General features: G+C 60.1%; 24 protein-coding genes and 3 pseudogenes. 17 read left to right on the forward strand and 10 right to left on the reverse strand.

The genetic code is table 11. The features are described 5' to 3' along the window. Nucleotides 1-351 precede the first annotated feature (351 nt). A complete protein-coding gene (locus tag HUK72_RS02340; RefSeq protein WP_176595361.1) occupies nt 352-564 on the forward strand; it encodes a hypothetical protein in 213 nt (70 codons plus the stop codon). Here the strand turns inward: HUK72_RS02340 and HUK72_RS02345 are convergent. Continuing rightward, a pseudogene (locus tag HUK72_RS02345) lies at nt 545-1767 on the reverse strand (IS256 family transposase). The gene HUK72_RS02340 and the pseudogene HUK72_RS02345 sit on opposite strands and share 20 nt — an antisense overlap. A 249-nt stretch (nt 1768-2016) precedes the next feature. On the opposite strand from HUK72_RS02345, the gene HUK72_RS02350 reads away from it, so the two are divergent. Continuing rightward, nucleotides 2017-3188 (forward strand): IS3 family transposase gene (locus tag HUK72_RS02350; RefSeq protein WP_176595065.1). Its coding sequence is split into 2 segments (ribosomal slippage): nt 2017-2281 and nt 2281-3188, totalling 1173 coding nucleotides; the frame shifts between segments, so codons are not numbered across the junction. Between the two features lie 174 nt (nt 3189-3362). Here HUK72_RS02350 and HUK72_RS02355 read toward each other — a convergent pair. Next, the gene (locus HUK72_RS02355; RefSeq protein ID WP_255325588.1) at nt 3363-3899 is read right to left on the reverse strand and encodes a cupin domain-containing protein; all 537 of its coding nucleotides are present in this window, start codon (nt 3897-3899) and stop codon (nt 3363-3365) included. A 161-nt stretch (nt 3900-4060) separates the two neighbouring features. Next, nucleotides 4061-6640 (reverse strand): TonB-dependent receptor, encoded by a 2580-nt coding sequence (locus tag HUK72_RS02360; RefSeq protein ID WP_255325589.1) that lies wholly within the window; start codon nt 6638-6640, stop codon nt 4061-4063. A gap of 350 nt (nt 6641-6990) precedes the next feature. Here HUK72_RS02360 and HUK72_RS02365 point away from each other — a divergent pair, with 350 nt between their 5' ends. The 5 genes from HUK72_RS02365 to HUK72_RS02385 all read left to right on the forward strand — a co-directional run bounded on the left by HUK72_RS02365 (nt 6991) and on the right by HUK72_RS02385 (nt 11994). Continuing rightward, entirely contained in the window at nt 6991-7668 is a 678-nt protein-coding gene (locus tag HUK72_RS02365) for a 4-carboxy-4-hydroxy-2-oxoadipate aldolase/oxaloacetate decarboxylase (RefSeq protein ID WP_218036006.1), read from the forward strand. Nucleotides 7669-7709: 41 nt separating this feature from the next. Further along, a complete protein-coding gene (locus HUK72_RS02370; protein ID WP_176595362.1) occupies nt 7710-8735 on the forward strand; it encodes an aromatic ring-hydroxylating dioxygenase subunit alpha in 1026 nt (341 codons plus the stop codon). A gap of 19 nt (nt 8736-8754) precedes the next feature. After that, nucleotides 8755-10137, forward strand: a complete 1383-nt coding sequence (locus tag HUK72_RS02375) for a sulfatase (protein ID WP_176595363.1) — start codon at nt 8755-8757, stop codon at nt 10135-10137. A gap of 252 nt (nt 10138-10389) precedes the next feature. After that, nucleotides 10390-11301, forward strand: coding sequence for an ABC transporter substrate-binding protein (locus HUK72_RS02380; protein WP_176595364.1), 912 nt, complete (start codon nt 10390-10392; stop codon nt 11299-11301). Between the two features lie 93 nt (nt 11302-11394). After that, nucleotides 11395-11994, forward strand: a complete 600-nt coding sequence (locus HUK72_RS02385) for a TetR/AcrR family transcriptional regulator (protein ID WP_176595365.1) — start codon at nt 11395-11397, stop codon at nt 11992-11994. 7 nt (nt 11995-12001) lie between these two features. Here the strand turns inward: HUK72_RS02385 and HUK72_RS02390 are convergent, their stop codons facing one another. From HUK72_RS02390 to HUK72_RS02410, 5 genes are all read right to left on the reverse strand, one after another. Next, on the reverse strand, nt 12002-12385 hold the full coding sequence (locus HUK72_RS02390) for a glutathione S-transferase N-terminal domain-containing protein (RefSeq protein ID WP_218035896.1): 384 nt from the start codon (nt 12383-12385) through the stop codon (nt 12002-12004). After that, nucleotides 12382-13236 (reverse strand): NAD(P)-dependent oxidoreductase, encoded by an 855-nt coding sequence (locus tag HUK72_RS02395; RefSeq protein WP_255325590.1) that lies wholly within the window; start codon nt 13234-13236, stop codon nt 12382-12384. Before HUK72_RS02395 ends, HUK72_RS02390 begins: the two co-directional genes overlap by 4 nt. 36 nt (nt 13237-13272) lie before the next feature. Beyond that, nucleotides 13273-14295: an amidohydrolase family protein gene (locus HUK72_RS02400; protein WP_176595368.1), complete on the reverse strand. Its 1023-nt coding sequence runs from the start codon at nt 14293-14295 to the stop codon at nt 13273-13275. Then, nucleotides 14295-15482: a cytochrome P450 gene (locus tag HUK72_RS02405; RefSeq protein ID WP_176595369.1), complete on the reverse strand. Its 1188-nt coding sequence runs from the start codon at nt 15480-15482 to the stop codon at nt 14295-14297. The genes HUK72_RS02400 and HUK72_RS02405 overlap by 1 nt, the downstream gene beginning before the upstream one ends. 105 nt (nt 15483-15587) lie before the next feature. Then, the gene (locus HUK72_RS02410) at nt 15588-15941 is read right to left on the reverse strand and encodes a DoxX family protein (protein WP_176595370.1); all 354 of its coding nucleotides are present in this window, start codon (nt 15939-15941) and stop codon (nt 15588-15590) included. Nucleotides 15942-16121: 180 nt separating this feature from the next. Here HUK72_RS02410 and HUK72_RS02415 point away from each other — a divergent pair, with 180 nt between their 5' ends. From HUK72_RS02415 to HUK72_RS02455, 10 genes and pseudogenes are all read left to right on the forward strand, one after another. Beyond that, the gene (locus tag HUK72_RS02415; RefSeq protein WP_218035897.1) at nt 16122-17183 is read left to right on the forward strand and encodes an alcohol dehydrogenase catalytic domain-containing protein; all 1062 of its coding nucleotides are present in this window, start codon (nt 16122-16124) and stop codon (nt 17181-17183) included. Between the two features lie 40 nt (nt 17184-17223). Continuing rightward, nucleotides 17224-18336: an S-(hydroxymethyl)glutathione dehydrogenase/class III alcohol dehydrogenase gene (locus tag HUK72_RS02420; RefSeq protein WP_176595372.1), complete on the forward strand. Its 1113-nt coding sequence runs from the start codon at nt 17224-17226 to the stop codon at nt 18334-18336. A 25-nt stretch (nt 18337-18361) separates the two neighbouring features. Next, nucleotides 18362-18737, forward strand: a pseudogene (locus HUK72_RS02425) (VOC family protein). 82 nt (nt 18738-18819) lie between these two features. Then, entirely contained in the window at nt 18820-18972 is a 153-nt protein-coding gene (locus HUK72_RS27610) for an alpha/beta hydrolase-fold protein (protein WP_369805977.1), read from the forward strand. A gap of 168 nt (nt 18973-19140) precedes the next feature. Continuing rightward, the gene (locus HUK72_RS02435) at nt 19141-19458 is read left to right on the forward strand and encodes a 2Fe-2S iron-sulfur cluster-binding protein (RefSeq protein ID WP_176595373.1); all 318 of its coding nucleotides are present in this window, start codon (nt 19141-19143) and stop codon (nt 19456-19458) included. A 10-nt stretch (nt 19459-19468) separates the two neighbouring features. After that, the gene (locus HUK72_RS02440) at nt 19469-20710 is read left to right on the forward strand and encodes an NAD(P)/FAD-dependent oxidoreductase (protein ID WP_176595374.1); all 1242 of its coding nucleotides are present in this window, start codon (nt 19469-19471) and stop codon (nt 20708-20710) included. Continuing rightward, entirely contained in the window at nt 20707-20892 is a 186-nt protein-coding gene (locus HUK72_RS27110) for an NAD(P)H-dependent oxidoreductase subunit E (RefSeq protein ID WP_255325591.1), read from the forward strand. The genes HUK72_RS02440 and HUK72_RS27110 overlap by 4 nt, the downstream gene beginning before the upstream one ends. Next, on the forward strand, nt 20870-21130 hold the full coding sequence (locus HUK72_RS27115; RefSeq protein WP_255325592.1) for an NAD(P)H-dependent oxidoreductase subunit E: 261 nt from the start codon (nt 20870-20872) through the stop codon (nt 21128-21130). Before HUK72_RS27110 ends, HUK72_RS27115 begins: the two co-directional genes overlap by 23 nt. 110 nt (nt 21131-21240) lie before the next feature. Continuing rightward, entirely contained in the window at nt 21241-21612 is a 372-nt protein-coding gene (locus tag HUK72_RS02450; RefSeq protein WP_176594944.1) for a hypothetical protein, read from the forward strand. Then, nucleotides 21542-21841: pseudogene (locus HUK72_RS02455) on the forward strand (transposase); the annotation flags it as partial. The gene HUK72_RS02450 and the pseudogene HUK72_RS02455, both read left to right, overlap by 71 nt. Nucleotides 21842-22255: 414 nt before the next feature. Here HUK72_RS02455 and HUK72_RS02460 read toward each other — a convergent pair. After that, nucleotides 22256-23023, reverse strand: coding sequence for a DUF6118 family protein (locus HUK72_RS02460; RefSeq protein WP_176595375.1), 768 nt, complete (start codon nt 23021-23023; stop codon nt 22256-22258). 18 nt (nt 23024-23041) lie between these two features. Further along, the gene (gene traA, locus HUK72_RS02465) at nt 23042-26053 is read right to left on the reverse strand and encodes a Ti-type conjugative transfer relaxase TraA (RefSeq protein WP_176595376.1); all 3012 of its coding nucleotides are present in this window, start codon (nt 26051-26053) and stop codon (nt 23042-23044) included. Between the last annotated feature and the right edge of the window lie 133 nt (nt 26054-26186).

Here is a 26186-nt window from a genome sequence, read left to right on the forward strand (position 1 = left end):
GTGGGCGGCTGGCGTGATAGCCTAACCCTGCCCATCAGTCATGCGCAAGGCAGAAGCAGATTCAACGGCGAACCCTTCGTTCTGCTTGATGAGGCCCGGAGAGGAGGGGGCGGCCTGTTGTTGTCTGAACCCGACCGGATCTTCGCGGCCTACAGTCCGCTGAGGTCACCGGCATTCTCGCAGCGGCCTGTGCGGCAGCGCCGGGCGGCGGCACGGTCGCTGGCTATCTGGCTACCAGGCTGGACTGGTGCTCGAGGGCCGTCTAGCCCCGCTGTCGGGAGGGACGAGCCTGGCTCCATTGGTCTGGTTTGGCGCGTTCACCCGATGTGAGCGGATCGACTCGGTCGAGGCATGGCTACCGACCCGCTGCCCAAGGGCAGCCTTGATCTGGAATGGAGCCGTGAGCGTTATCGCGGTGCCTGCGAGCGGGTAATCGACTATATTGAGCAAGGCGACGTCTATCAGGTAAACCTGACCATGCCGGCCCGGATCGGGGCGCCGGCGGGAGTATCAGGATTTTCGTGTGTGGGCGGGCGGTTGAACATTACGCTGCCATGGCTTTGATGAAGCGTTCGCCGAAGATGACGGCGAACTGGGCCTTGGCCATGGTCCACTCACGTGGGGCATTTTCCACTCTTTTTCGGATCGGTTCAAGATCAGATAGAGCAGTTTGGTTGCGGCGTCATCGCTGGGGAAGTGCCCCCTGGCCCTGACGGCCCGCCGAAGCTTTAAGTTCAGCGCTTCGATAGCGTTCGTCGTATAGATAATCCGGCGCACTTGGTCCGGGAAGGCAAAGAATGGGATGACCTCAGCCCAGGCGCGCCGCTAGCTCTGGCCGATGGCGGGGTAGCGTTGTCCCCAGGGGCCGGCCTCGAAGTCTGTCAGCGCCTGTTCGGCCGCTTCGGCATCGACGGCACGGTAGATTTCCTTGAGCGCGCTCGCCAGCCCTTTGCGGTCCTTCCAGGACACAAAGTCCATGGAGTTGCGCAGCAGGTGAACGATGCACGTCTGAACGATCGCGTCCGGGAATACGGCGGTGATCGCGTCGGGAAAGCCTTTGAGGCCATCGACGACGGCCAGCAGGATATCATCGACACCCCGGTTTTTGAGTTCGTTCATCACCCGCAGCCAGAATTTGGCGCCTTCATTCTGCTCGAGCCACAGACCGAGGACCTCCTTCGCGCCATCGGCGCGGACGCCCAGCGCGATATGGATCGCCTTGTTGCGGACCATCCCTTCATCCCGGATCTTGACCCGGATCGCATCGAAGAAGACGAGCGGGTAAATCGGATCGAGCGGCCGTTGCTGCCAGGTGGCCACTTCGTCGAGCACGGCATCCGTCACCGTGCTGATCAGATCCGGCGACACATCAATGCCATACAGTTCATGCAGGTGCCCGGTGATCTCCCGGGTGCTCATGCCCCGCGCGTACATCGACACGATCTTGTCGTCAAAGCCGGGGAAACGACGCTGATACTTGGCGATCTGCTGCGGATCGAAGCTCGACTGGCGGTCGCGCGGCACGTCGATCGCCAGCTTACCGGTATCGGTCATCACGGTCTTCCGGCCATAGCCATTGCGCGTGTTGCCCTCGCTTTCGTCGCCGGAGAGGTGATGATCCATCTCCGCGTTCAGCGCTCGCTCGGCCAGCGCCTTCTTCAGTGAATCCAGCAGGCCGCCCTGCTCGAATGCCGCACTGGCAGCGCCGCCAGCTAGCAACTGATCGAGAAGCTCATTTGGTATCGCAGGTTCTTTGCGTCGGGACATAGTGGGACTCCTTCTTACCCATTATGCCCGCCCACACACGAAAATCCTGACAGTCCCGGCGCCGGCTGCCCCATTGGCGCATTTCGCTTACCTGCGGCAGCGACTGCCGCGCGACAAACAGGATGAGAAGCGCCTCTCATCCAGATCGTCGCGCGATATTTTGACGGGAGAGACTGGTTATTGTCGTGATCTGCCCCCTGCTGAGTGGCCCAGAGACTATGATAGTCTGGACCACGAAAGGGACATTGAATGCCGAGCAAGAAGCACAAGCCGGAAGAGATTATCGGCAAGCTGCGTGAAGTTGAGATCGTGCTGGCGCAGGGAGCCTCGACCGCCGAGGCGTGCCGGCGGATCGCGGTCAGCGAGCAGACCTACTATCGCTGGCGCAAGGAATATGGCGGGCTGAAGACCGACCAAGCGCGGCGGATGAAGGATCTGGAGAAGGAGAACCAGCGGCTTCGCCGTGCGATTTCCGACCTGACCCTGGACAAGCTGATCCTGCAGGAGGCGGCAAAGGGAAACTTCTAAGCCCCGCGCGGCGGCGACGCTGCATTGATCATGTGCGACGAGAGTTTCCGGTATCCGAGCGACGGATATGCCGGGTGCTGGGTCAGCATCGATCGACGCAGCGCAAGGTGCCGCGCGGGGCGGATGACGAGCAGGCGCTGACGGAGGACATCATCGCACTGGCAAAGCAATATGGTCGATACGGCTACCGCCGGGTGACGGCGTTGCTGTGCCATGCGGGGTGGACGGTGAACCATAAGCGGGTCGAACGGATCTGGCGGCGTGAGGGGCTGAAGGTTCCGCAGCGCCAGCCAAAGCGCGGGCGTCTATGGCTCAATGACGGATCCTGCATCCGCCTGCGGCCGGAATATCCGGGACATGTATGGGCCTACGACTTCGTCGAAGGGCGCACGCATGATGGCCGCAAGTTCCGCATCCTGACCATCATCGATGAGGCCAGCCGGGAGTGCCTGGCGCTCGTCGTGGCGCGTCAGCTCAAGCATGAGGATGTTCTGGCGGCCTTAGCCGACCTGTTCATCTCGCGCGGCCCTCCGGCACATATACGGTCCGATAATGGCAGCGAATTTATCGCGACCGCCGTCCAGCAATGGCTGGGGCAGATCGGCGTGAAGACGCTCTACATCACGCCGGGATCACCATGGGAGAATGGCTATAACGAAAGCTTCAACGGGTCGCTTCGCGACGAACTGCTCAACGGCGAGATCTTCTACAGCCTCGCCGAAGCCAAGGTGCTGATCGAAGCTTGGCGGCGGCATTACAACACCGTCCGCCCGCATAGCAGTCTGGGATACCGGCCACCGGCACCGGAAACGGCGACACCGCCATATCCGGCCTCCGGTTCCGCTTCGCTCCACCTCCGTCCGGATATGGCGGCGATGGGCTTAATCCACTAACAAACCTATCGGTCCACTCGGTGGGGGCAGATCAGTCGTGCACGCCCGAGAAGCTTTTTCACCCTCCTGGGCTAGGAAGTCAGGTGCCGGCCAATGAAAGGCAAAAGAGGGCACCAAGCGTTAGAATCTCACCACTAAACGCCGGCCCATTACGGCATCTAGGTGTTGCCGCAGTCAGTCAGCAGACTTTGCGCCTATAAGCACAAATAGCATGACGGCGTCCTCGCCGCTCTTGTTGCGCCAGGCATGGCGGGTGCCACCCTGAACGACGACATCCCCTTGGCGGAGTAGTGTTTCAGCACCGTCATCGAGTTCCAACCAGACTTCGCCGTTTAACACAACGTCATAGTCGATCGTATTGGTTCGATGCATGCCGAAGCCGTTTGGCTCGAAAGCATCAATCAGTCCTGGCAAATGAATTGCCGCTTCAGCCTCATAACCGGGACCGTCAAACCGCGGGTCTGCAAATATCGTGTCAGGAGGGAAGCGAACAACCATCAAGCGGGTCTCGCCGGGTGCCGGAATGATATATGCTCCCGGCAGCGGCTGATCCCGTGCCGTGACGGGCAACAAGGGCGTTGCCGCTGTCGCCCAAAGCACCGATGTCATATGGCACGGCCACCCTGCATACTCGTGCAGGTTCGCCGGGTCTCCGTCCGCCAGAAAAACCGCTTTTCCGTCGACCACGCCCGTAATTACTCGCCGCATCATTCGATCTCCTCAAACAGACGACTGGATCCGAAGGCCGATGCGCATATTGTCGAGACATGAAAAGCTCTGCATCGGAAAGTGATGCCGGTTGCCGCTTCATAGTTTTACCGATGGCCGGAGTGGCGGTGCCGGGGCCAGGCCTCGACACCGCCGTTGGCAAGTCAGAACTCAAAGCCGAGCCGGACGTAATATTCGCGCGGACGGTTAGGACTGCCATATATCTGTCCGGCAGTGCTGGTCAGTCCGTTAACGATGAACCTCTCGTTGGTCAGATTGGTGACCCCCCCCGTGATCGACCAGCCCCTATCATGCTCGAACGCTACGCTGGCGTTGACCATGTTTGTCGCTGGGCGACGCAATGCAAAAGATCGCTGCGAATCGTTCCACACCGCCGAAGTGTATGTGTAATCGGCCTGGATGACGAAATTGTGGTCATTAACCGGCAATTCAATCCGGGGCGAGATGTTAAACTTGAAATCTGGAACCTTCAGCAATTCGGCGCCATTGACAATTCCGAGCTGGAGATAATTTGGCGGGCTCGTATTTGTCAGGTTTTTTAGTTTGCTATCCAAAACACCTAATGAAGATGTGAGGCTGATATTGTCGTTTAGCTTGGCTGTGAAATCGGCTTCGATACCTCTGATCGTGGCCGTACCAAAATTATTGATCCGGGGATTTGCTCCGACCTGTAGCAACAACTGCACGTCGTCATATTCGGTTGTAAATGCAGCGAGATTGGCCCGAATCCTTCCGCCAAGGAACGTGGATTTCACTCCGGCCTCAAATGTTTTGGCGGACTCCTCCGAAAATACCAGGGGCTGCGAAATCGGCGTGCTCGCACGAGTACTCCACCCGCCTGACTTGTACCCTTCGGTATATGACCCATAGATCATTATGTCATCAGTAGGATGCAGTTGAATTCCAGCTTTCATTGAGAAGTTGGTAAATTTGCGATCCGGCGTGTCGCGGGTGTACAGTCGCAAGGGATCGTCAGCATGCGGAAAACGAGCATAGGTCGAACAAGGGACTACCCCCAAGGCAGGGATAAATCCCGTACCGTTCACCGGGCAATTCAAAACGTCATAATTGAACGATGAAACGTCTGTTTGCCGAATGTCGATGCTCTTGTTTTCACGTGTATATCGCGCACCGAAGGTGAATCCCAGCCAACTCGATACGCGCCAGTCGGATTGACCAAATATAGCGATGCTGTCCGTGTCTAGATCAGTTGGGCCGTCAGCCTGCCAAATGCCTCCCCCGATATTTACATGATCGAGAGCCGATGCTTGTTCCTCGAAATAGTATCCGCCAAGAACAAAGTTCAATTTAGTTCGGGCGATATCAAGATCGCCGAGTAGCTGAAATTCCTGGCTGAACTGCGACTGCTCGGCCTTGTTTGAAACCGAGAAGAAATTTCCTGGAGAATTGTCGGCATCAAAACCAGCGGACCATTCGAGCTCACGGTAGCCGGTAATCGAACGTACGGTGAGTTCGTTTGACAACTCATACGCCAGATTCGCCGAAAAACCCCAGGTCCGTGTCTTTGAGAAGTTAATCCCTGTAGCATAGGATTTGTCCCAATCGGCGTTTATCCAGGTGTCATTCCAAACGGGCAGGTTGTTGTTTGGATCGCTATCAACATTTACACTACCCAGTGGCGGCAGCTGTTCACCCGGAAACAGTTCACTACCTCGCGGACTGTTACAAAGGCCTTGGGCATTGCGAGCGAGAATTTGCGCTTGAGTCGAACCGATACAAAAGTTGTACACGCCGGCAAAGTTAAAGCCGGTACCCGGCGTCAGTGCCGAGAACGGCACCGCTGGTGTGCCCGGGCCGGCAAAGTTGCCGGGGAAATCTTCAAGGACGTCGATGATGACATTCGGGAGGCCCGATGTATCGGATTTATAGTAGTCGCCGGTAAAGGTGGCTGTGATTCTGTCGCTCGGTTCCCACAGCACCTTTCCGCGCAACGACCAGTCATTCATGCCTCCAGCATCATCGTGGCTATCGTAGCCCGATTCGCGGAAAACCGTAGCGGACTCGCGCACGAACGGCTGGTTGGAAGTATAGGGCACACGGCGCTGAAAGCCGCGCCTGCTGTTCGAGGCGAATGTGACATTAGTGCGCAAGTTATCGGCCAGAGGGATGTCCACCGTGGCTGCTAGGTCGAAGCGATTGTAGCTGCCTGCCGTGACCGAGCCTTTGATAGCAAATTCGTGGCCCGGCGTGCGGGTCACAATGTTGATCGCGCCACCGATGGTGTTACGACCGAACAGGGTCCCCTGCGGACCTTTCAGGATTTCCACCCGCTCCACATCTGGTAGGGTCACGTTGGCACCCACCGTCCGCGCGAGGAAAATACCATCGATATAGACGCCCACGCCTGGGTCGACATTGACGGCGAAGTCGTTCTGGCCAATGCCGCGAATGGAGGCGCCAAGCGCGGCGCTGGAACCTGCGAAGGGCGTACCCGCATCAAGCGAAACGTTGGGCGTCACACCGCCGAGCTGTGAGACATCAGAAATCGCTCGATCTTGCAGTGCCTCACCTCCAAAAATGGTCAGGGCGATCGGCACTTCCTGAGCATTCTGTTCACGGCGCTGCGCGGTCACCACGATGTCACCTACAGCTTCTGCATTTTCGGTTTCGCTGGCTTGCGCGGCCTGCGCCATCGCCTGTCCAGAGGACAGCAGCGCAATCGCTGAAATGCTGCCAAATAGAGTTTTATGATTAGTAATCATTTCACCTCTCCCTTTTGTTTTCGCTTGTTCGAAAATCTCCAATTTCTACGTCTTATGCAGCCAAGCTTCTAAGTCAGCCTCCGGAAGTCACAGATCGCCACTACGCCCATCGGGTTGCCGGGTTGCGCATAGTCGGAGCATCGACAGGGGATCTGCTGGATCATGACAGCGACTCATCGGCCCTGGCTGTGCGCCGGATCAGCTTCCTTGGGCGCCGATCGGATAAGGCGCTGCACGCCATGCAATCCCCTCTTCCCGGCGAGCTTTCTGCCACCATCTTATACATACCGTTGACTTTGAGATACCAGGTGGTATTTAAGCTGTCAAGTCTGGTTTTGGGAGGTCGGATTATGATGTTACCCGGTAGGGTGTCCTCATCGGTGCAGAGACTTGCCCCACATGTGGTTGAGGCACTTGGCGCGCTTGGTGTGGCTACTGTGCATGAGGCACAAGGGCGCCGCGGCTTGCTCCCGGCGTCCCTACGGCCGATCTTTCCCGCCGCTGCCTGCGGCACAGCTTTAACATGTTTGGTCGCCCCGGGTGACAACTGGATGATTCATGTCGCACTGGGGGAGGCCCGGGAAGGCGACATGCTGGTGGTCGTGCCTTCCTCGCCTTGCGATGACGGCTATTTCGGCGACTTGCTGGCGACGTCGGCAATGGCGCGCGGATTGCGCGGCTTGGTGATCGAAGCGGGTGTCCGCGATGTGGCCGATCTGCGCGCAATGGGGTTCCCGGTTTGGGCGAAAGCGATCTGTGCCCAGGGAACGGTCAAGGAAACGCTAGGCGAAGTCCAGATGCCGATCATTTGCGGCGGCGTCCTGATCCAGCCTGGCGATGCGGTCATCGCCGATGAGGATGGAGTCTGTATCGTACCCCGGGAATCGGCCGAGGATGTGCTGTCAGCTGCAACGGCGCGCGCCGCGAATGAGGCGGAGAAGCGTGTTCGATACGCGGCAGGGGAGCTAAGCCTCGACGTGAACGCCATGCGCGACAGGCTCGCGCGCAAGGGATTACGCTACGTCTAAAGCCGAAAACGGCACTGCGAATGGGATGATGGAGAGACAAAATGACGTTTGCCCTTAACTGCTGGTATGCCGCAATTTGGAGTTCGGACCTTGGCCGCGAGCTGGTTGCGCGGCGCTATCTGAACGAGCCGGTGGTGCTGTTCCGCAGGCAGGACGGAACCCCGGTTGCCCTGGCCGATGCCTGCCCGCACCGCTTCGCCCCACTCAGCATGGGCATCCTGCATGGCGACGAAGTGGAATGCCTTTATCACGGCCTGCGGTTTGACTGTTCGGGCAAGTGCACGGACAACCCCAACGGGGCCGGCAACATACCGGCCGCCGCCAAGGTGCGAACCTACCCGCTTCATGAAGCCTGGGGCATGGTGTGGATCTGGATGGGCGACGCTGACGCGGCCGATCCGGCATCAATCCCTGATTTCCACTGGATGACCGACCGCGAAAATTACGCTGCGATCCATGGCTATCTCAAGATCGAGGCCAGCTACTTGCTGATGCTCGATAACCTGACCGATCTTTCTCACGCCTCGTTCATTCATGTGAAGACGCTGGAGCCGCGCGAGATGGCGCGGGAAATTTTCAAGGTAAGTGAGGATAGCGGCACGATCTGGACGAAGCTCACCTGCTCGGGAATGACGACGCCAGCGTTCTTCGCCGCCGTTCCGGGTATTCCGGAGAAGGTCGACCACTGGCTTGAAATGCGCTCCGACCCGCCCGGCGCCATGGTGACGATCTATGGTGTCACCCCGGAAGGTGCCACTCGCGAGGATGGCTGGAACACCTGCAATCCCAACCTCATCACCCCTGAAACGGAATGGACCACCCACTATTTCTGGGGTTCGGCACGCGATTTCCAGATCGATGACGAAGAGCTGAGCCAGACCTTGCTCGGCCTTGCCGAAATCGCCTTCACCACCGAGGACAAGCCGATCATCGAGGCGCAGCAGTCGGTCATCGGCAAGCGTGACATGATGGAACTTCGTCCCGTGTTGCTGCCCAATGACAACGGCTCGGGCCGCGCCCGGCGCGTGATCGACCGGCTGATCGCAGCAGAGCAACAGGTCTCGTAAGCAGGAAGGAGACGAGCTTATGATTGTCAGTCGCCGCAAGCTATTAGCGGGTCTTACCGCAGTTGCCACCACAGGCGGCGTTGCCTGGCCCGTGCACGGTGCATCGCGAGACGAACTGCCCAACATCGTGTTTATCATGGCCGATGATCTTGGCTACGGTGACCTTGGCTGCACCGGTGCCCGCGATGTGAAGACGCCCTACATCGACTCGCTTGCCGAAAACGGCATGCTGCTGCGCCATGGATATGCCAACAGCTCGGTCTGTTCGCCCACGCGAACCGCCCTGCTCACAGGGTGCTACCAGTACCGCTTTCCGATCGGCCTCGAAGAGCCTCTCGGCCTCGTAACACCTGACGGCATCGGCGTTCCCGCGGAGAGGCGTACAATCGCCGAGGTGCTGCGCGCCCAGGGATATGAAACTGCACTGGTTGGCAAATGGCATTTGGGCCATGCGCCGGGCAGCCTGCCTCTTGCGCAGGGATATGACCATTTTTTCGGTATCATTCACGGCGGGGCGGATTATTTCCGCCACCACTCCGTCATGGGTGGCAAGGACATCGGATCGGGCCTGTTCGATGGCAACAAGGAAATCGAGAGGGTCGGCTATATGACCGACCTGTTTGGAGACGAGGCCGTTACACGTATTCGCAAAAAGACGAAACCGCTGTTCCTCTCTCTGCACTTCACGGCGCCTCACTGGCCGTGGGAGGGACGCGAGGATGAGGAGGAAGCGCGCCGGATCAAGGACTTTTTCCATTACGACGGAGGCACCCGCGAAGTCTATACGCGCATGATCGCCGCCATGGATGACAATGTCGGCAAGGTTCTGTCGACGCTGCGTGAATTGGGCGAACTCGATAATACGATCATTGTCTTCACCAGTGACAACGGCGGCGAGCGTTTTTCCGATGTCTGGCCCTTCACAGGAATGAAGGGAGAGCTTCTGGAAGGCGGCATTCGCACGCCAATCCTGTTCCAATGGCCCAGGCGGATCGCGCGTGGGCGCCTAAGCGATCAGGTCATGATGTCGATGGATTTCCTGCCTACCTTGCTATCGATTGCCGGAGGGTCGTGGAAAGCCGGTGAATTCGATGGAGCAGATCTGTCGTCACACTTAATCGGCGCCCAGGCTCCGATCGACCGGACGCTGTTCTGGCGCATGAAATCGCACGAACAGGCCGCCGTTCGCGACGGCAAGTGGAAGTATCTCAGGCTCGGTGGCAAGGAGCACCTGTTCGACATCGTTCATGAGCCGCGCGAACGCGCCGTCCTGAATGATAAATTTCCGGACAAGCTACAGGAACTGCGAATCAAGTGGGACGCATGGAACTGCCAGATGCTGCCTTATCCAATCAGCAGCTACAGCGCGGACAACAAACTCAAAATGCCAGATCGCTACTGAATTCTTTCGATGAAGCTTTTATGTGGAAACGAAGGTCAGGACCTCCTTCTTTTGCTTGGTATCCGGGGCTTTCGAAACGGGCAAGTCCAGAGGTTGCGGACAAACAGGCAACCGTGACGATACGCAGAGGGCGCGCGGAGAGAAGAACTGGCACCAGCCTGCACCGCAAGTTGCACAAATCCTTGCCACGCCATTCAAATACCATTAGGTATCCGAATGGCGTGGCAAGGATTTGTGTGAAGGAGCACTGAAATGGCGGTAGACAGGCTGAAACTGGTTGGCGGGGCGCAGGGATTCAACTGGCTCCCGGTGTTCGTCGCGATCCGCAAAGGGTTATTCGCAGAGGTTGGCATCGAAGTTGAGCTGGAGCGTCTCGGCAGTGTCGACAGGGCGACCAGGGCGGTTGCCGACGGTGAAGCGGAGCTGGCGATCACACCGCCCGAAGGCGCGGTCAGCGATTTTGTCGCGGGAGGGTCCCTGCGTATTGTAGCCTCCAATTCCAACCGCCTGCCGATGTCACTGGTAGCCCGGCCGGAAATCCAATCAATCGCCGACCTGCGCGGCAAGAAGATCGGCACCTCTTCCCTGACCGAAGGCACGGCCATCTACACCCAGATCATGCTCGCCAAGCACGGTCTGAATTATCCCGGTGACTATGAATTCGCGCTGGCCGGTATCCACACCACCCGCTGGGAAGCCTTGCAAAAGGGCGAAATCGACGCTGCACCGCAACCCGCCCCGTGGAATTTTATGGCACAGGACCAGGGTTATTCGCTGCTCGGCGAGGTCAAAGACTACATTCCCGAGATCGTGTTCGCGGCGCTGATCGGTCGCTCGGAATGGCTCGCGGCCCATGGTGCCGTTCTGGCGAGGCTGCTGCGGGCACTGTGTCAGGCCCATGAATTCGTGAATGATCCAGCTAACGAGGCCGAATGCGTGGCGATTTTTCAGGAAATCACGACCAAGGACAGTCCTGACCTCGCACGGCGGGGTTTCATCTATATGCGGGATCTGGGGATGTGGCCCCGCGGCATGGCGGTGACCGGGAAGGCGCTCGACGCCACGATCGATCTTATGATCCAGGCGCGGCTGCTCGAAGCCGAACAACGCACGGCGGCCACAGGTGTTTTCGTCCCTTTATATCTCGGGTCTGCCATAGCCTGACAGGAATGGCGCGCTGAACTATTGGCAATGCTCCCATGCGGGCTTATGCGAGATACTTTATAGTATCTTATATGGTTCAAGAAGGAGCTAAAATTGGCGCGATTGACCCGGGAGGAAAGCCAGGCGCTCACGCGGGCACGTCTGCTGGAATATGCGCCACAGGTCGTCGCGCGCGAAGGCTATGAAGGCGCTTCGATCGACAAGATCACGGATGCCGCCGGCTACAGCAAGGGTGCCTTCTATTCCAACTTCTCAAGCAAGGACGAGTTTTTCCTCGAATTGCTGGAACGTCATGCTGGGCAGGATGTGGTTGAGATAGCCCGCCTGCTGGAAGGCGTGGAAGCACCGGGAGAGATAATCGAACGGGTAGCGGGTTGGTCCGTCGATAAATCGTCCGATCCAACCTGGGGTATCTTGCCCCTGGAACTGTTCCGTCAGGCTCGCCGCGAGGCGACATTCACCAGCCGCCATGCCTCGCTGTTCCGCGAGCAGTGGCGCGGCGTAGGCGAGTTGCTGATGGCGCTGGTGCCGAACTGGCCGGAGTCGGAACCGGAATTGCTGGGCGCGATGGTGTTGGAACTGACCTACGGCGCGGCTTCCGCCTTCGGTCAGGGCGAAGGGCCGGGCGTTGGCGATCTGGTGCGATTGGCCCTCGGTTCGCTCCATCTCGCCTATGGCGACCGGATCTCCTGATCCTGGGTCAGGCGACTGGAACGGCCTCCTGGCTAAGCCGCCTGATCTCCATGAACTGTTCGCGCATCCGCCGCATCGGTCCGGAAACCACATATTGAAAAAACGGGAGGGCGTCCGGATCAATGCCGGACTGTTCGGCGAAGTGCTGTATGATCGCATCGGATTCGGTCATGTAAGCGTCTGGCGCATACTGCATCGCCGGTAAAGTGACGGTTTCCAGATGCGCGGCTAGTTCGGCACGGATCGGCTGTTCGCGTTCGTCGCCTGGCCAGAATTCACGCATATCACAGCCGTCGAGCAAGTCGGCTTCACACAGGAACGCCGCCACTTTCAGGCAGAAGGGACACGACGCCTTGAGATAGAGTACCGGTCGAAATTCAGACATGTTCATTGCTCCGGGTGAATGTCGTGATCGAGGATCGCTTTGATCCTGGCCAGTTCGGTGTCCTGGGCCTTGCTGGATGCGCGTTCCGCGAAGAACTCTCCCAGCGCACTGAACATATGCCCTTCGGCGGTTTCATTGCCCACGAAATCTGCTATTTCCTCGAACTCGGCGATCCAGCGGTGGGCCTTGGGATACATCGCCGGGACCGATTGCCGCGCCCGATCGCGGATGAAGCTTTGGCTGATGTTCCACTCATCCATGAGCGGGTCAGCGATGCCGGAGCGATCGGCTGCAAGCAATGCGGCGCTGGTGAGTGCCGTGATGCCCTTGTTGAGGCTTGCATAGCACATCTTGAGGGCTGCGGCTGTTCCGATCGCCCCTTCCAGAACGCGCAAATCGATACCCAGATCGCGCAGCGCCAAAGCCTCGGGCGCAAACTCTCCGCTCAGGTAGAATCTGGGGCCGGTCTCACCCGCGCGTGGGGGATGGCCGATGATCGCGCCATCGACAAAATACCCTCCGCCAGCCTCAATACGCGCCGCCATGGCGCACTTGGTCGCGGGAGCGAGCGCGTTGGCATCGATAAAGAGAGGCCCCCGTTTCGCGAGGAACGGGGCGACCTGATCGGCGACGCGCTGCGCCTCGGCGGGCGGCACGATCGACACTATCCACCGGGCGCTCGGCAGCTCATCGAATTCACAGGCCTGCATCCCGGCAAGCCGGGCGCGGTCACAACTTGCCTTGCTACGACCTGAGAGCGGCGTGATCACCGCAGCGCCATAAGCCAGGCACCGCGCGCCGATCGCCGAGCCCATCTGCCCGGCGCCAATGATCGCGATGATGGGCTTTCCACTCAATCGGGATTTCCTTTCACCGAATCTGATCCGGGGGCGCTATGACAGTTTCAGTTCCGCGATCCTGCGATCAAGCAGCGGGTAGACGCGCCGAACGTTGCCTTCGAACACCGCTCGCCTGTCGCTCTCGTCAATATCCAGCGCATCAATGTAGCGCTTTGTATCGTCATAGTGATGCCCGGTATCGGGATCGACGCTACGCACCGCGCCAAACATCTCGGATGCGAAGAGAATATTCTTTACGGGGATCACCCGAAACAGAAGGTCGATGCCAGCCTGATGATATACGCAGGTGTCGAAGAATACATTGCCTAGTACATGTTCGCGCGGATCCGGTTTCCCCAGGCGGTCGGCCAGGCCGCGAAACCGCCCCCAATGATAGGGAACCGCGCCGCCGCCGTGTGGGATGACGAAGCGCAGCGTCGGAAAATCGCGAAACAGATCACCTTCCAGGAATTGCATGAATGCCGTGGTATCGGCGTTCAGATAGTGCGAACCCGTGGCATGGAAGTTGGGATTGCAGCTGCCGGAAACATGCACCATCGCGGGTACGTCCAGTTCCACCATCTTTTCAAAGAAGGGATGCCAGGCCCGGTCGGTCAGTGGCGGCCCATTCCAGTGTCCCCCTGATGGATCGGGATTCAGATTGCAGCCAACGAATCCGAGTTCGAGCACGCAACGTTCGAGTTCCTCGATCGAATGAGCGATCGAAACGCCAGGTGACTGCGGCAATTGGCAGACACCGGCGAAATTGCGCGGGAACAGATCGACCACGCGCCCGATCAGATCATTGCAATGGCGTGTCCATATCTTGCTCGTGGCCTCATCGCCATCGTGATGGCCCATGCCGACTGCGCGGGGAGAGAAAATCGTCAGGTCGGCACCGCGCTCGCGGATGGCCCGCAACTGGTTCGACTCGATCGATTCGATGATTTCGTCATCGGAGATCTCGGGATAGACTGGAGAGGCGAGCCCCTTCCCGAAGCAATCGAGCTGACTGGCTCTGAAGGCGTTGTGGCTTGCCGGATCGGTCGTGTAGTGGCCGTGACAATCGATGATCATCAGGCGTCCCAGCGTGCTGGGAGGTTAGTCACGCCGCGAAAGCGCCATCCCTTGACATGGACGGGCTTGTCTTCATCCAGGCGAAGGTTCGGCATGGATTTGAAGGTTTCCATCAGGGCGATCCGCCCGGCTGCCCGGCTGAGATAGTGACCGGAACAGAAATGCGGGCGATAACCGAATGCGGCATGACTCTTCCGTTTGCGCCTCATGTCAAAGCCTTCGGCATCCTCCCAACGTGTTTCGTCACGATTGGCTGAGGCCAGAACGATAGCCACCGAAGAACCTTCCGCGATCTTTGTGCCCGCCAACTCAAAATCGCGGTAAGCGACGCGGGGGGTGACACCAATCGGTGCGATCCAGCGCAGACCTTCGTCATAGGCTTTCAAAGCCCATTCGGCAGGTTCGGCGTGCATCAATGCGGACTGTTCCGGATCACCCAGCAGTCCGTAGACGGCATTGGCCGCGCCATGGCCGGGTTCCTGCAACCCGCCAAGAATGATGACGCGCATGGTCGGCATGATTTCAGCAAAGGAACGGCGTTGACCTTCGGGCAATCCGCCATGAACAACATGCGAGAACAGCGAACTGTCGGGCTTCGCACAGACCTTCTCATACATGGCGCCCATGATCTGGTCGATTTCGGCAATGGCCTTGTCGCACCGCTCCCACACGGCCTGATCCTGGGCCACCGTGTTTTGAAGTCCGCCGTTGATTGCATGGAACCACGATTGTAAGATTTCGTTCGGTACATCCTTCAGACCAATGAGATCACCGATCAGCCGTACGCTAATTGGTTCGAAAAGCTCCTGCGTCAGGTCGGCTTCGCCCCGGCTGCGAATGGCCTGAATATATCCCTTCACGATCGGTCGGGCCAGTTCTTCGATATAGCCATCCACGCGCTGCTGCTGGACTTCATAGTCGATCCCGGCACGCAGCGCCTGATGCTCGGGGCCTGACATCGACAACACGTTGGGCATGCCGAAAACGCGCGCCTCCGGGCGGCTATCGGAATCGGATGGCCCAAAGACGGCGTCGTTGGCGCCGACAGTCTGGCAATCTTCCCAGCGCGTGACGAAATATTCGTGGGTTCCTTCGAACAGGGCTACCGGCGCCTCGCGCCGCAACCGCGCGTAAACCGGATAGGGATCCTTGAACAGGTTTTCGCCGGTGAGTGAATCATGCGACATTGCGGCCTCTCCCTGCCAAATATGAGATACTGTTTGGTATTTAGAATGAGGAAGCTCCTCCGTCAATCGCCTCCATATTGTCTTAGGCGCGATCCGGAAAGCTGCTTAAAGTACGGAAACCATACAACAAATCGCCCAAAATAAGATGAATTCCGGTCCCTGCTTCTGCCAGCGCCAATTCCACCCATTGATCCGGACGACGGCAAATCCAGCCCCGGCAAGCACGAACACGGCCAGACCTGCAGCGATGCGCGATTCGATTCCCGCGACAAGTCCGATCATGGCCAACCCTTCCAGCGCAACCGTGAGATAGAGAAACAGTTTCCCCGGTTTGAAGCCGGCTTTTTCAAAAGTGAGGTAAGCCAAATCCGCATGCATGACCTTGCCGATCAGATGCGGCAGGAACCAGATGCCGCACAGGATGCGCAGAATTTGCTGCGGATCGTCGAGTATGGACATGCTCTTTCCTTCTCTTAACTGAACAGCAGTTGACATACTAGAGGGTATCTGAATATCTAGAGGCACGTCAAGCCACCTGACTCGTTTCGGGATGGCAACTCCACATGAGCAAGAAGAAAGGTCTGGGAGGATATGGTCGGAACGATGCGCGCCGCGCGCTTACACCAAGTCGGCAAGCCGATGAGTATCGACGTTGTCGAAAAGCCGATGGCAACTGGCACGGATGTTGTCGTCCATGTGCAGGGATGCGGCATGGTGCCGAACCTCGCCAATGTCCTGGCGAACTGGCAGACTTGGTATCCGCAAATGCCTCTGCCGCCATTGCCCGCCATTTTCGGCCTGGACGCGGTCGGGGTCGTCCATCAGGTTGGTGATAGGGTCATCGGCTATCGGCCCGGCGACCGAGTCTACGTCAATCCCGGGCGGTCCTGCCGGACATGCCATGCTTGCCTGTCGGGCAGGCCCCAGCATTGCCAGTATTGGACCTTGGGCGGCTATTTCGGCTACAATCCCAATAGCCTGGAGATGTTCCGCCTGTACCCCGAGGGCGGATTTTGCGAGTATATGTGCGCGCCGCAGGAAGCGTTGGTCAAGCTTCCAGACAATGTCGCGCTGGGGCACGGTACGCGGTTCGGCTATCTAGGTACCTCCTACGCGGCGCTCAAGAAGTGCGGTCCGCTTGCCGGAAGGTCGCTCATCATCAACGGAGCGACGGGAACGCTGGGCGTAGGCGCAACCCTGTTCGCGCTCGCTCTGGGGATCGGCAAAATCTATGCGGTGGCGCGGGGCGAGGAATTGCTGGCCCGGCTCAAGCAGCTGGCGCCCGAACGGATCGACACTTTCTCCAACCGGACTGGTTCCACTGCCGACTGGGTGAAGCAATGTACGGGCGGCGTCGGAGCGGACCTGATGCTCGATACGCTGGGGGCAAAGGCCTCGCTCGAATCCATGAAGGATGCAATCGGCGGCGTTCGCCGCGGGGGCAGGATCGTCAACATCGGTGGCACGTCGGGCGAGCTCGGCATTGATGTGAAATGGTGGATGGACGAGCAGATGGAGCTGATCGGATCGGTCTGGTTCACCGCAGCCGAGGGACTGGAGATGGCTCGCCTGATCGAAGGTGGGGCCGTGAACCTGTCCGTGCTCGAGCCGAAAAGCTGGCCGCTCGATTCCATCAACGAGGCTATCAATGGCGTATCTTCGGGTGATGGCGGGTTTACCAACTACCTGGTGACCATCTGACGCGCGCTCATATCATTTCAAATACAGAAAGTTACTATAGATGAAGACTCGCGCCGCCGTTGCGTTCGAAGCGAAGAAGCCGCTCGAAATCGTCGAGCTCGATTTCGAAGGCCCCAAGGCCGGCGAAGTGCTGGTCGAGATCATGGCGACCGGCATCTGCCATACCGATGCCTATACGCTCGACGGGTTCGATTCGGAGGGCATCTTCCCCTCGGTGCTCGGCCATGAAGGTGCGGGGATCGTGCGCGAGGTCGGCGCGGGCGTGACCAGCGTCAAGCCGGGCGATCACGTGATCCCGCTCTACACGCCCGAATGCCGCCAGTGCAAGTCGTGCCTCTCGGGCAAGACCAACCTGTGCACCGCGATCCGCGCCACCCAGGGGAAAGGCCTGATGCCCGACGGGACCAGCCGCTTTTCCTACAAGGGCGAGACCATCTTTCACTACATGGGCTGTTCGACCTTCTCGAACTTCACCGTCCTGCCCGAGATCGCGGTCGCCAGGATCCGCGACGACGCTCCGTTCCAGAGCGCCTGCTATATCGGCTGCGGGGTTACCACCGGGGTCGGCGCGGTTATCAACACCGCCAAGGTCCAGGTCGGCGACAACGTCGTGGTCTTCGGGCTTGGCGGGATCGGGCTCAACGTGATCCAGGGCGCGCGGCTGGCCGGCGCGGACCGGATCATCGGGGTCGACATCAACCCCGCGCGCGAGGAATGGGGCCGCAAGTTCGGCATGACCCACTTCCTCAACTCCAAGGGCCTGAGCCGCGAGGAGACGGTCGCCAAGGTGGTCGAGCTGACCGACGGCGGGGCGGACTATACCTTCGACGCCACCGGCAATGCCGAGGTCATGCGCACCGCGCTCGAGGCCTGCCATCGCGGCTGGGGCACCTCGATCATCATCGGGGTCGCCGAAGCCGGCAAGGAGATCGCCACCCGCCCTTTCCAGCTGGTGACGGGCCGCAACTGGCGCGGCACCGCCTTCGGCGGAGCCAAGGGCCGCAGCGACGTGCCCAAGATCGTCGACATGTACATGGCCGGCAAGATCGAGATCGACCCGATGATCACCCACGTCATGGGGCTGGAGGAGATCAACACCGCCTTCGATCTGATGCACGCCGGCACCTCGATCCGCAGCGTCGTGGCGTTCTGAAATCAGACCCAAATCCTGAAGGAGAATTTTGATGAGCGTTATTTCCGGTGACGGCGCGTTTTCGCACGCCTGCGTTGGCACAAGTGATCTATCCTTATGACGCGGCGCTGGCACCGCTTGGCGTCAAGAACATGGGGCCGTTTGGCGATGTCTGCGTGCTCCATGGCAAGGACAAGGCGGCGTTCCTGATGCTGAAGCCGGGCAACGGCGGCGCGCCGTCAAGCAACGGTGCGAGGATCGGCGTCGCTGCCGCCAGCCCCGCCGATGTCGATGCCTTCCACGCTGCGGACCTCGCTGCAGGCGGCACGGACGAGGGCGCTGCCGGTCCGCGCAATCACTTGCCGGGTGCCTATGATGGATATCTTCGCGATCCGGCAGGCAACGCGTACACCTTCGTATAAGGTTGTGAAGCGGCACCAGCCATGATTCGAGCAGGTCAGCATCAATCGCAGCCACGGCGGCGCGCAGGGGGTCTATACTCACCTGAGCGCTGCCACTGGCACCCCGATGGCCTTTTCGGTCTTCGTGCCGGACCATGCACCGGGAGCGAGGCTCCCGGTGCTATGGTATCTTTCGGGGCTGACCTGCACTCATGCGAGTGTCCGAAAAGGGCGAATACCGGGCCGCCTGCGCTGAACATGGAGTGATATTAGTGGCCCCCGATACGAGCCCGCCCGGCGACGATGTACCGATCACGAAGGCTATGACTCCGGAAAAGGCGCGGGCTTCCATGTCGATGCAACCGCAGCGCCATGGGCCAAGCATTTCAGAATGCGCAGAGAAACTGAAAGGCGGACTAGGACAATGATTGAAGTTCATTTGACCAATCTCTCAGGCCAAAAAAAGACGATACCGACACAAACCGGCGTTTCTCTGATGGAAGCGCTGCGCGATAGCGGAGCGGACGAGTTGCTCGCGCTTTGTGGAGGCTGCTGTTCGTGCGCGACTTGCCACGTTTATGTGGAACATGGACCTGAGGGTACCGATCAGACCGCTTCGGCTGATGAAGATGATCTGCTCGATAGTTCCCATCATCGGCAACCAAATTCTCGCCTGTCCTGCCAGATCATGCTCGCAAATGAGCATGGCGGTATGAGCGTTCGCATCGCGCCTGAAGACTGATCGGGTGGCAATGGGACAAGATGCAATCCCGACACTCGACGTGGTTATCGTCGGAGGTGGCCACGGCGGCGCGCAGGTGGCTATTACCCTGCGCCAGAGCGGGTTTGCAGGCACAATTGCGATTGTCACCGATGAGTGCGAGTTTCCTTACGAGCGGCCGCCGTTGTCAAAGGAGTATTTCTCGGGCGAGAAATCCGCGGAACGACTCCGAATCCGCCCGCCAGCTTTCTGGGAAGAAAAAGGTATTGCGCTCATTCTAAACAAAAGAGTTGTGGCGGTTGATCCAGATAGGCACAACGTCACCACACGCGATGGCCTAGAACTAGGCTACCGCAAGCTGGTCTGGGCGGCAGGTGGCTCGCCCCGCCGACTCTCTCAGGCCAAAGGCCGGGATGCCAACGTATTGACGATCCGAACGCTCGGCGACGCGAACCGGCTCAAGGATGAAGCCACCCAGGCATCACGTGTCACGGTGATCGGTGGTGGCTACATCGGCCTTGAAGCGGCGGCGGTGTTGGCCAAGTCGGGCAAGCAAGTGACATTGGTAGAAGCACTCGATCGGGTGCTGGCGCGAGCTGCCGGTGTGGAACTTTCGCGATATGTTGAATCCGTCCATCGCTCGCATGGCGTGGACATCCGCTTGGGCGCGAAGATTCATGAATTCGAAGGCCAAGCGAAAGTGAATGCGGTGCGCCTGGCCGATGGCTCCCGGGTTGACTGCGACTTCGTGGTTGCCGGGATTGGGATCGATCCCGAGGTCGAACCACTGAAGGCAGCGGGGGCAAGGTGTGGCAACGGTGTTGAAGTGGACGAGTACTGCCGTTCGTCGCTGCCTGACGTTTTCGCCATCGGGGACTGTGCAGCACATCGCAATACCTATGCCGGATGTGCCACGGTCCGGCTTGAGTCCGTCCAGAATGCCGTCGACATGGCAAAAGTAGTGGCTGATTGCATCGCGGGAAGCTGCCAAGGGTATCATAACGTCCCCTGGTTCTGGTCCAACCAATACGACATACGTATCCAGACCGTCGGCCTTTCGATGGGTCACGATCAGACTGTAATCCGGGGAGACATGGATGGCGGCGCGTTTTCGATCGTTTATCTTCGTAGAGAACGCGTGATCGCCCTCGATTGCGTAAACTCGGTCCGGGATTTTGCACAAGGGAAGGCACTGGTCGTCGCCGGCGCGCAAATTCCGGTCGAACGACTGGCGGACACAAGCATGCCTCTGAAGGATATGTTCGCAAGATGATCGCTGCAACGGTTCTGGACGACATTATCGCGCAGCACATCCGCAGGGAAGGGCCGCTGCTTCCCATCCTACACGATGTGCAAGCGGCTTTCGGATGCGTCTCCCCCGAAGCGGAGGCTGTTGTTGCCAAGGCGCTCAACCTCAGTCGCGCCGAAGTGCATGGAGTTGTCAGCTTCTCATGACTTCACGGCCAGTGCCGATCCTCGGCCAGTTGTGCAACTCTGCCGTGCTGAAGCCTGCAAGGCGCGTGGGGTAGAGGCGTTGCTCGGAGCGGCTGAGGTGGCGGCAGGTGACCGAGTCAAGCTGGCGACCGTATATTGCCTCGGTCTGTGCAGTGTCGGCCCTGCAGCACGGGTAGGCGACGATCTTCATGCACGGCTAGACCAAGCAGAATTAGTCCGGCTGGTCGAACGCGCATGACAACGGAGCGGATCTCTGACGACGCCTTGGCCATGGCATGCGGTGCGGATGCTGTCGCGCGGGCTTTGGAGCGGGCTGGTTGTACGGTTGAACGAGTTTCGTCCTGGGGCATGCACTGGCTGGAACCGCTGGCCGAGGTGGACGGCATGGGCTTCGGGCCTATCGCTCCCGAAGATGTTGCCACAATTCTCAACGGTTCCAGTGCCAAGGCAATTGGCCGCATTGCCGAGCATCCGTTCATCAAACGCCAGCAGCGGCTGACGTTCTCGCGGGCTGGCCGCACCCGGCCGCTGAGTCTGGACGACTATCGGGCAACCGGCGGATGGGCGAGCCTGACGCGGGCCCGAAGCATGTCGCCTGACAGTGTGATTTCCGAAGTGCTGGATTCCGGCCTGCGCGGGCGCGGTGGCTCTCGGTCTCACCCCGAAACGATATCAATCGGGCGAAACCGATATTCAGGGTCGCGTCAGCCGGTGCGGTGACGAACTTGCCCGCATTTTACTGTATGAGGCAGCCCATACTTTACTGACCCGATGCAAGAAATGGTCGGCGCTCAAGGCGTGGGGCATGAACATTGCAAAGCGGCGCGGCATGGCGAAAGCCCGCGTTGCCGTTGCCGTTGCCCGCAAGCTCACTGTCATCATGCACCGCATGTGGAGCGATCAAAGCGCGTTCCGCTGGGGCAAAGCGCCAGTAGCGCGGGAAGCGTGAGGAGGCGCAAACCGGAACCCGCCTGACAAAGCGGGGAGTTGTCGTTCCCATGGGGACGAAGGGCAAAACGATCTCGCTTAGAGTCTCGAACCTCAGCAACGCCTGAAGGTCGCGAAACAGACTGAGACGGCTTGCTCTCCATGACCCCATTATGCGGCGGCCACGCGCCGACCGCAGAGAGAAGCGAGTGATCCATGGGAACGATCACGAAATCGAGGAAGCAGCTTGACCCAGGAAGCCCCAATCAGAGAGGGCTAAGTTCGGCGTTGGCTGTTCGACTGCTTGCCACCGCCCTGCCACGCTGGCTTATCCAAGGAGTCTATCACCTGTTTAAGGTGAACAGCCGCGAAAAAGTCGCCGACGTCGTCACGCAAGCGCAAGCATATCGGGCAGCTAAATCGAAGTGGCTCGCCTTCACCGCCGGATCGGCTGCGGCGCTATTGTGATCGTGCAGCGCACCGGTTGCTTGGCCTTTGCAGCCGCCTTCTGGCAGGCCGCGATGGCATCGCGGTTCTCGCGGACCATATCGGCGGCATTCACGATCGCCTGCCAGCCTTCGGGGTTCCCAGAGCGCATGAGCCGGATACCGGCATCCCACGCGGTGGCGTCACCCAGCACCCGACGTGCGGTGCCCTCCGGCCAATGCCAGCTTTGCGGGCCGATACCGGCCGCCCAGCCCGGATAGAGCAGCCACAAGAGCGAGACGGCCAGCGCCGTGCCCATGGCGGTGTATAGCATGTGCCTATGCTGCTGTGTCTTCGTGCGGACCTTGCCAATGGCTTCGCCAAGATCAGCATAAGCGCGGTGGTGAAGGTCGAGCGACTTGCTCATGGCGGCCTTGTCTGTCTCCCGCGCCGTCTTCGCGGCCTCGGTGATTCGTTCGGCCATGCTCTCCGGGGTCATCTGCAAGGCGGGCGCTTCCTGCATCGCCTTGGTCTGCGCGGCGATGCTGGCGAGGTGCCCGCCCATCTTGGCAAGCGTCGAGCTGTAGTCGGGAAATTCGATACTCTGTCTCTCGATGGCGATATGCTCAAGCGCGCGGGTCATCATCGCCATACGCCCGTCCAGCCGTTCCTCCATCCCGGCCACGCGCTGCGACAATGCCGCGAACGCCTCGGCCGCCGCGTCGGGCCGGGTGTCCGGTTCCGGCTCGTTGAGCAGCGATTGTTCTTCGTCGTCCATATCTTTGTCTCCTTGGGGTTAGCGGCTCATGCCTCGGCTGATGTCGTGGCCGTGATCGAAGGGGATGGAGGATGCGAGGTCGTGGGAGAGGCCGCGCCCCATCTGCTGACCAACCTCCAACCCAAGCTCGCGGCTGCGCAGGCCCAGCACCGACTCAAGCTGGGCGTCGCGCTCAAGACTTTTCGCCATGTCGGCCATTTGCTGCGCGGCAGTCTTCGCCCCCCGGAAATTGCCGTCGCGGACAAGCTCGTCATGAGCGCGCTGCAATTGCTGCCAACCCTCCAGAAAGCGGTCGGCTCGGCTGTAGGGATCGATGCGGATTTCCGTCTCCAATTGCATCGCCCGCATGGCGGCCTGGCCGCGCCCTTCGGCGGCCTCGCGGACAAGCTCCGGGCTGCTGCGCAGCGCGGTGTCGAGGTCCGATGCGCCTTCGGGCCGGAGCGAGTTCAGGGCATTCCTTGCACGGTCCAGCGCCTCGCGTTGGTGCGGCATGGCGTCCAATCCCTGCGCGCGGGTTTGCTGGATCGCGTCGAGCGCCTTGGCGTAACGCTCCACTGCGCCACGCACACCGCCCGCGCGGCGTGGCTGCTGGTCGTGGTTGCGCTGCTGCTGGCGGGCAGGACCATTTTCGGGCGTGGTAGCAAAACGGCCAAGATCGAGACCGTCAAACATGCCGCGCCGGGATTCGGGCGAGGCCGATGGCTCGTGCTGCTGACCGGGCAGCGCAAGGCGCAAGTCATCGAAGATCCCGCGCACTTTCTCGACCACGGGCCGCACGATCTCCGCAACGCGCTCGCCGAACGTGATCCCACGCCGCTCGGCAAACTCGCACACCGGGTCAGCCTTGGAATAGTCGGTCGCCATATCCTTACCGCGCTCGCGGGAGAGCGTGCGGACAAGCCGGGACTGATCGCGAAAATCATCCTTGCCATAATGAAGCTGCACGCCCTCCCGGTGACGTGACAGGGCGACATAGGAGCCGTGGCGATCCATCCCCGGCGTTGCCAGCACATGCGCCCTGTCCACGGTCATTCCCTGCGCCTTGTGGACGGTCGCCGCATAGCCATGGTCGAGGTCGCGATAGTCCTTGGTGTCGAATGACACGCTGCGTCCATCGTCGGTTCGCACCGCCATATGGCCGTCACTGACTTTCTCGACCGTGCCGAGCGTGCCGTTCTTCACCTCAAGGCTACGCTCGTTGCGCAGGAACATGATGCGGTCGCCTGATGCGAACATCCGGTCGCCACGCTCGGTCTTCACTTGGGTCTCGTCGCCCAGCTCGCCCGCTACCCGCATCGCCTCACGGGCCGCGTCGTTGAGATCGCGCACCTCGGCATTGGTGTGGGTGAGGATGATGCGGCTGGCATCCGGGCTGGCCTGCCGCTCGCGGTCCCAGCGTTCGACAAGATCGCGCCGCGCATCCTCGCGTGTCTCGGCGGCATGGACCATGCCCTTGTCGGCATAGGCGGTGATGGCCTCGCCGGTCCTGCCGGTCGCCAGATGCCGGGTGGCGTCCTGCTGCCAGCCCCCAAACTGGCGATGGACTTCGGTAATCTCCACGCCACCATGATGTTCATGGATCGAGCGGAACGCCGCGCCCGCTTCGATCGACTGCAATTGCTGCGGATCGCCCACTAGGACAACCTTTGCGCCAGCGTCGGCGGCATGGGACAGGACGCGCTCCATCTGGCGCGTGCCGACCATGCCCGCCTCGTCAATCACTAGCACGTCATGGCGAGTGAGAAGGTCGCGACCCTGCGCCCAGCCATGTTCCATGCTGGCGATGGTGCGCGACGCAATGCCGGAGCCATTTTCCAGCCCCTCGGCGGCGATGCCAGCGAGCGCCGCGCCGCGCACGTTGAGGCCAGCGCTTTCCCACACGTCGCGCGCCACGCCCAGCATGGCGCTTTTGCCGGTTCCGGCATAACCCAGCACCAGTGACAACCCGCGCCCGTCCGTTAAATGGCGTAGCGCGGATTCCTGCTCTGCTCCCAGAACAAGACCCTCACTCTCGGCGGCGCGAATGGCGTAAGTCGTTGCCGCCGAGAGACCATTGCTCCGTTCCATCGTAAGCCGGTCGGCGGCACGGCTCATCCGCTGCTCGGTCTCGATCATGTCGCGTGACGTGAACCGATCATCGCCGCGACCGTCCTTGCCCAGCGCGATCAGGTCGGGCGAGCCGCGTACCGCGCTCATGGCGGCGTCGAACTGCTCCCTGCCGTCGCTGTGCCGGTGGATGAACGCCGCTATGTCGCGGCGCGTGAACGTCGCCTGTTGATGCGTAATGGCGTCGAGCGCGATGCCGGGATTGGCGATGATGCGTTCGCCATTCTCCCGCGCGATCTCGCGGTGAAGCTCGGCGCGGTCGGCAAGCTGGCCCTTTTGCTCCATGCGCTGTGCGGGGCCGCCGATCTTGCTTTGCGGCTCAAGGTCGATGCCCTGTTCTGCCAAACTGCGGTGGTCGATGCGGGCGTCTATGTCGAGTTCGGCAAGGCGCTGATTAACGTGATCGGCCCAGCGTTCGCGCCATAGCTCGACATTGCCATGCTCGTTCCATTCGCGGACCTTCGCCCCGAATCCATCGGGTCCAACCTCGCGCATGGTGAGCATGACATGGGTGTGCGGCTTCTCCATACCGCTGGCGTCAATGTCCCGATGCACATTGAGGTCGGCGATCATGCCGCGATCAACGAACTCGGCCTGCACAAAATCGCGGGCCAGTTCGATGCCCTCGGCCTTGCTCATCTCACGCGGAATGGCGAACTCGACTTCGCGGGCAAGCTGCGCATCCTTGCGCTTCTCTTGCGTCTCGACTTCATTCCAGAGGGTTTCGCGATCCGAGAAGCGTTCAGGCGCGCCATCGGACAGGAGGATTTCGCTATGCTCGACCCCAGCGCGAGCGCGAAAGTCATGGTCGCGGTCGAGACGCTCGTCGTGCAGGCGCTCGCCCGCGCGATAGGCCGCCGCCGCGACGGCGGAGCGGCCCGAAGCACGGCCAATGACCTGAACGGAGAAATGGTATATCGCCATAGCGACATCCATTTACTACTGCGAAGCGCACGTCGGAACGACGTATAAGCGCGCCCTTCTCGACATTTTCTCGGAAGGGACTAGGCGGTGTCAGACCATCCCGACGACTCTACTGCACGGCGGCGAGGTTTAT

The organism is Sphingobium sp. 15-1 (assembly GCF_013375535.1).
Classification (GTDB): Bacteria; Pseudomonadota; Alphaproteobacteria; order Sphingomonadales; family Sphingomonadaceae; genus Sphingobium; species Sphingobium aromaticivastans.

Coding starts and splice junctions, on each gene's coding strand:
- HUK72_RS02340 (WP_176595361.1), top strand. CDS start 352: ATGGCTACCGACCCGCTGCCCAAGGGCAGCCTTGATCTGGAATGGAGC.
- HUK72_RS02355 (WP_255325588.1), bottom strand. CDS start 3,899: ATGATGCGGCGAGTAATTACGGGCGTGGTCGACGGAAAAGCGGTTTTT.
- HUK72_RS02360 (WP_255325589.1), bottom strand. CDS start 6,640: ATGATTACTAATCATAAAACTCTATTTGGCAGCATTTCAGCGATTGCG.
- HUK72_RS02365 (WP_218036006.1), top strand. CDS start 6,991: ATGATGTTACCCGGTAGGGTGTCCTCATCGGTGCAGAGACTTGCCCCA.
- HUK72_RS02370 (WP_176595362.1), top strand. CDS start 7,710: ATGACGTTTGCCCTTAACTGCTGGTATGCCGCAATTTGGAGTTCGGAC.
- HUK72_RS02375 (WP_176595363.1), top strand. CDS start 8,755: ATGATTGTCAGTCGCCGCAAGCTATTAGCGGGTCTTACCGCAGTTGCC.
- HUK72_RS02380 (WP_176595364.1), top strand. CDS start 10,390: ATGGCGGTAGACAGGCTGAAACTGGTTGGCGGGGCGCAGGGATTCAAC.
- HUK72_RS02390 (WP_218035896.1), bottom strand. CDS start 12,385: ATGAACATGTCTGAATTTCGACCGGTACTCTATCTCAAGGCGTCGTGT.
- HUK72_RS02400 (WP_176595368.1), bottom strand. CDS start 14,295: ATGATCATCGATTGTCACGGCCACTACACGACCGATCCGGCAAGCCAC.
- HUK72_RS02405 (WP_176595369.1), bottom strand. CDS start 15,482: ATGTCGCATGATTCACTCACCGGCGAAAACCTGTTCAAGGATCCCTAT.
- HUK72_RS02410 (WP_176595370.1), bottom strand. CDS start 15,941: ATGTCCATACTCGACGATCCGCAGCAAATTCTGCGCATCCTGTGCGGC.
- HUK72_RS02415 (WP_218035897.1), top strand. CDS start 16,122: ATGAGTATCGACGTTGTCGAAAAGCCGATGGCAACTGGCACGGATGTT.
- HUK72_RS02420 (WP_176595372.1), top strand. CDS start 17,224: ATGAAGACTCGCGCCGCCGTTGCGTTCGAAGCGAAGAAGCCGCTCGAA.
- HUK72_RS02435 (WP_176595373.1), top strand. CDS start 19,141: ATGATTGAAGTTCATTTGACCAATCTCTCAGGCCAAAAAAAGACGATA.
- HUK72_RS02440 (WP_176595374.1), top strand. CDS start 19,469: ATGGGACAAGATGCAATCCCGACACTCGACGTGGTTATCGTCGGAGGT.
- HUK72_RS27110 (WP_255325591.1), top strand. CDS start 20,707: ATGATCGCTGCAACGGTTCTGGACGACATTATCGCGCAGCACATCCGC.
- HUK72_RS27115 (WP_255325592.1), top strand. CDS start 20,870: ATGGAGTTGTCAGCTTCTCATGACTTCACGGCCAGTGCCGATCCTCGG.
- HUK72_RS02450 (WP_176594944.1), top strand. CDS start 21,241: ATGCACTGGCTGGAACCGCTGGCCGAGGTGGACGGCATGGGCTTCGGG.
- HUK72_RS02460 (WP_176595375.1), bottom strand. CDS start 23,023: ATGGACGACGAAGAACAATCGCTGCTCAACGAGCCGGAACCGGACACC.
- traA (WP_176595376.1), bottom strand. CDS start 26,053: ATGGCGATATACCATTTCTCCGTTCAGGTCATTGGCCGTGCTTCGGGC.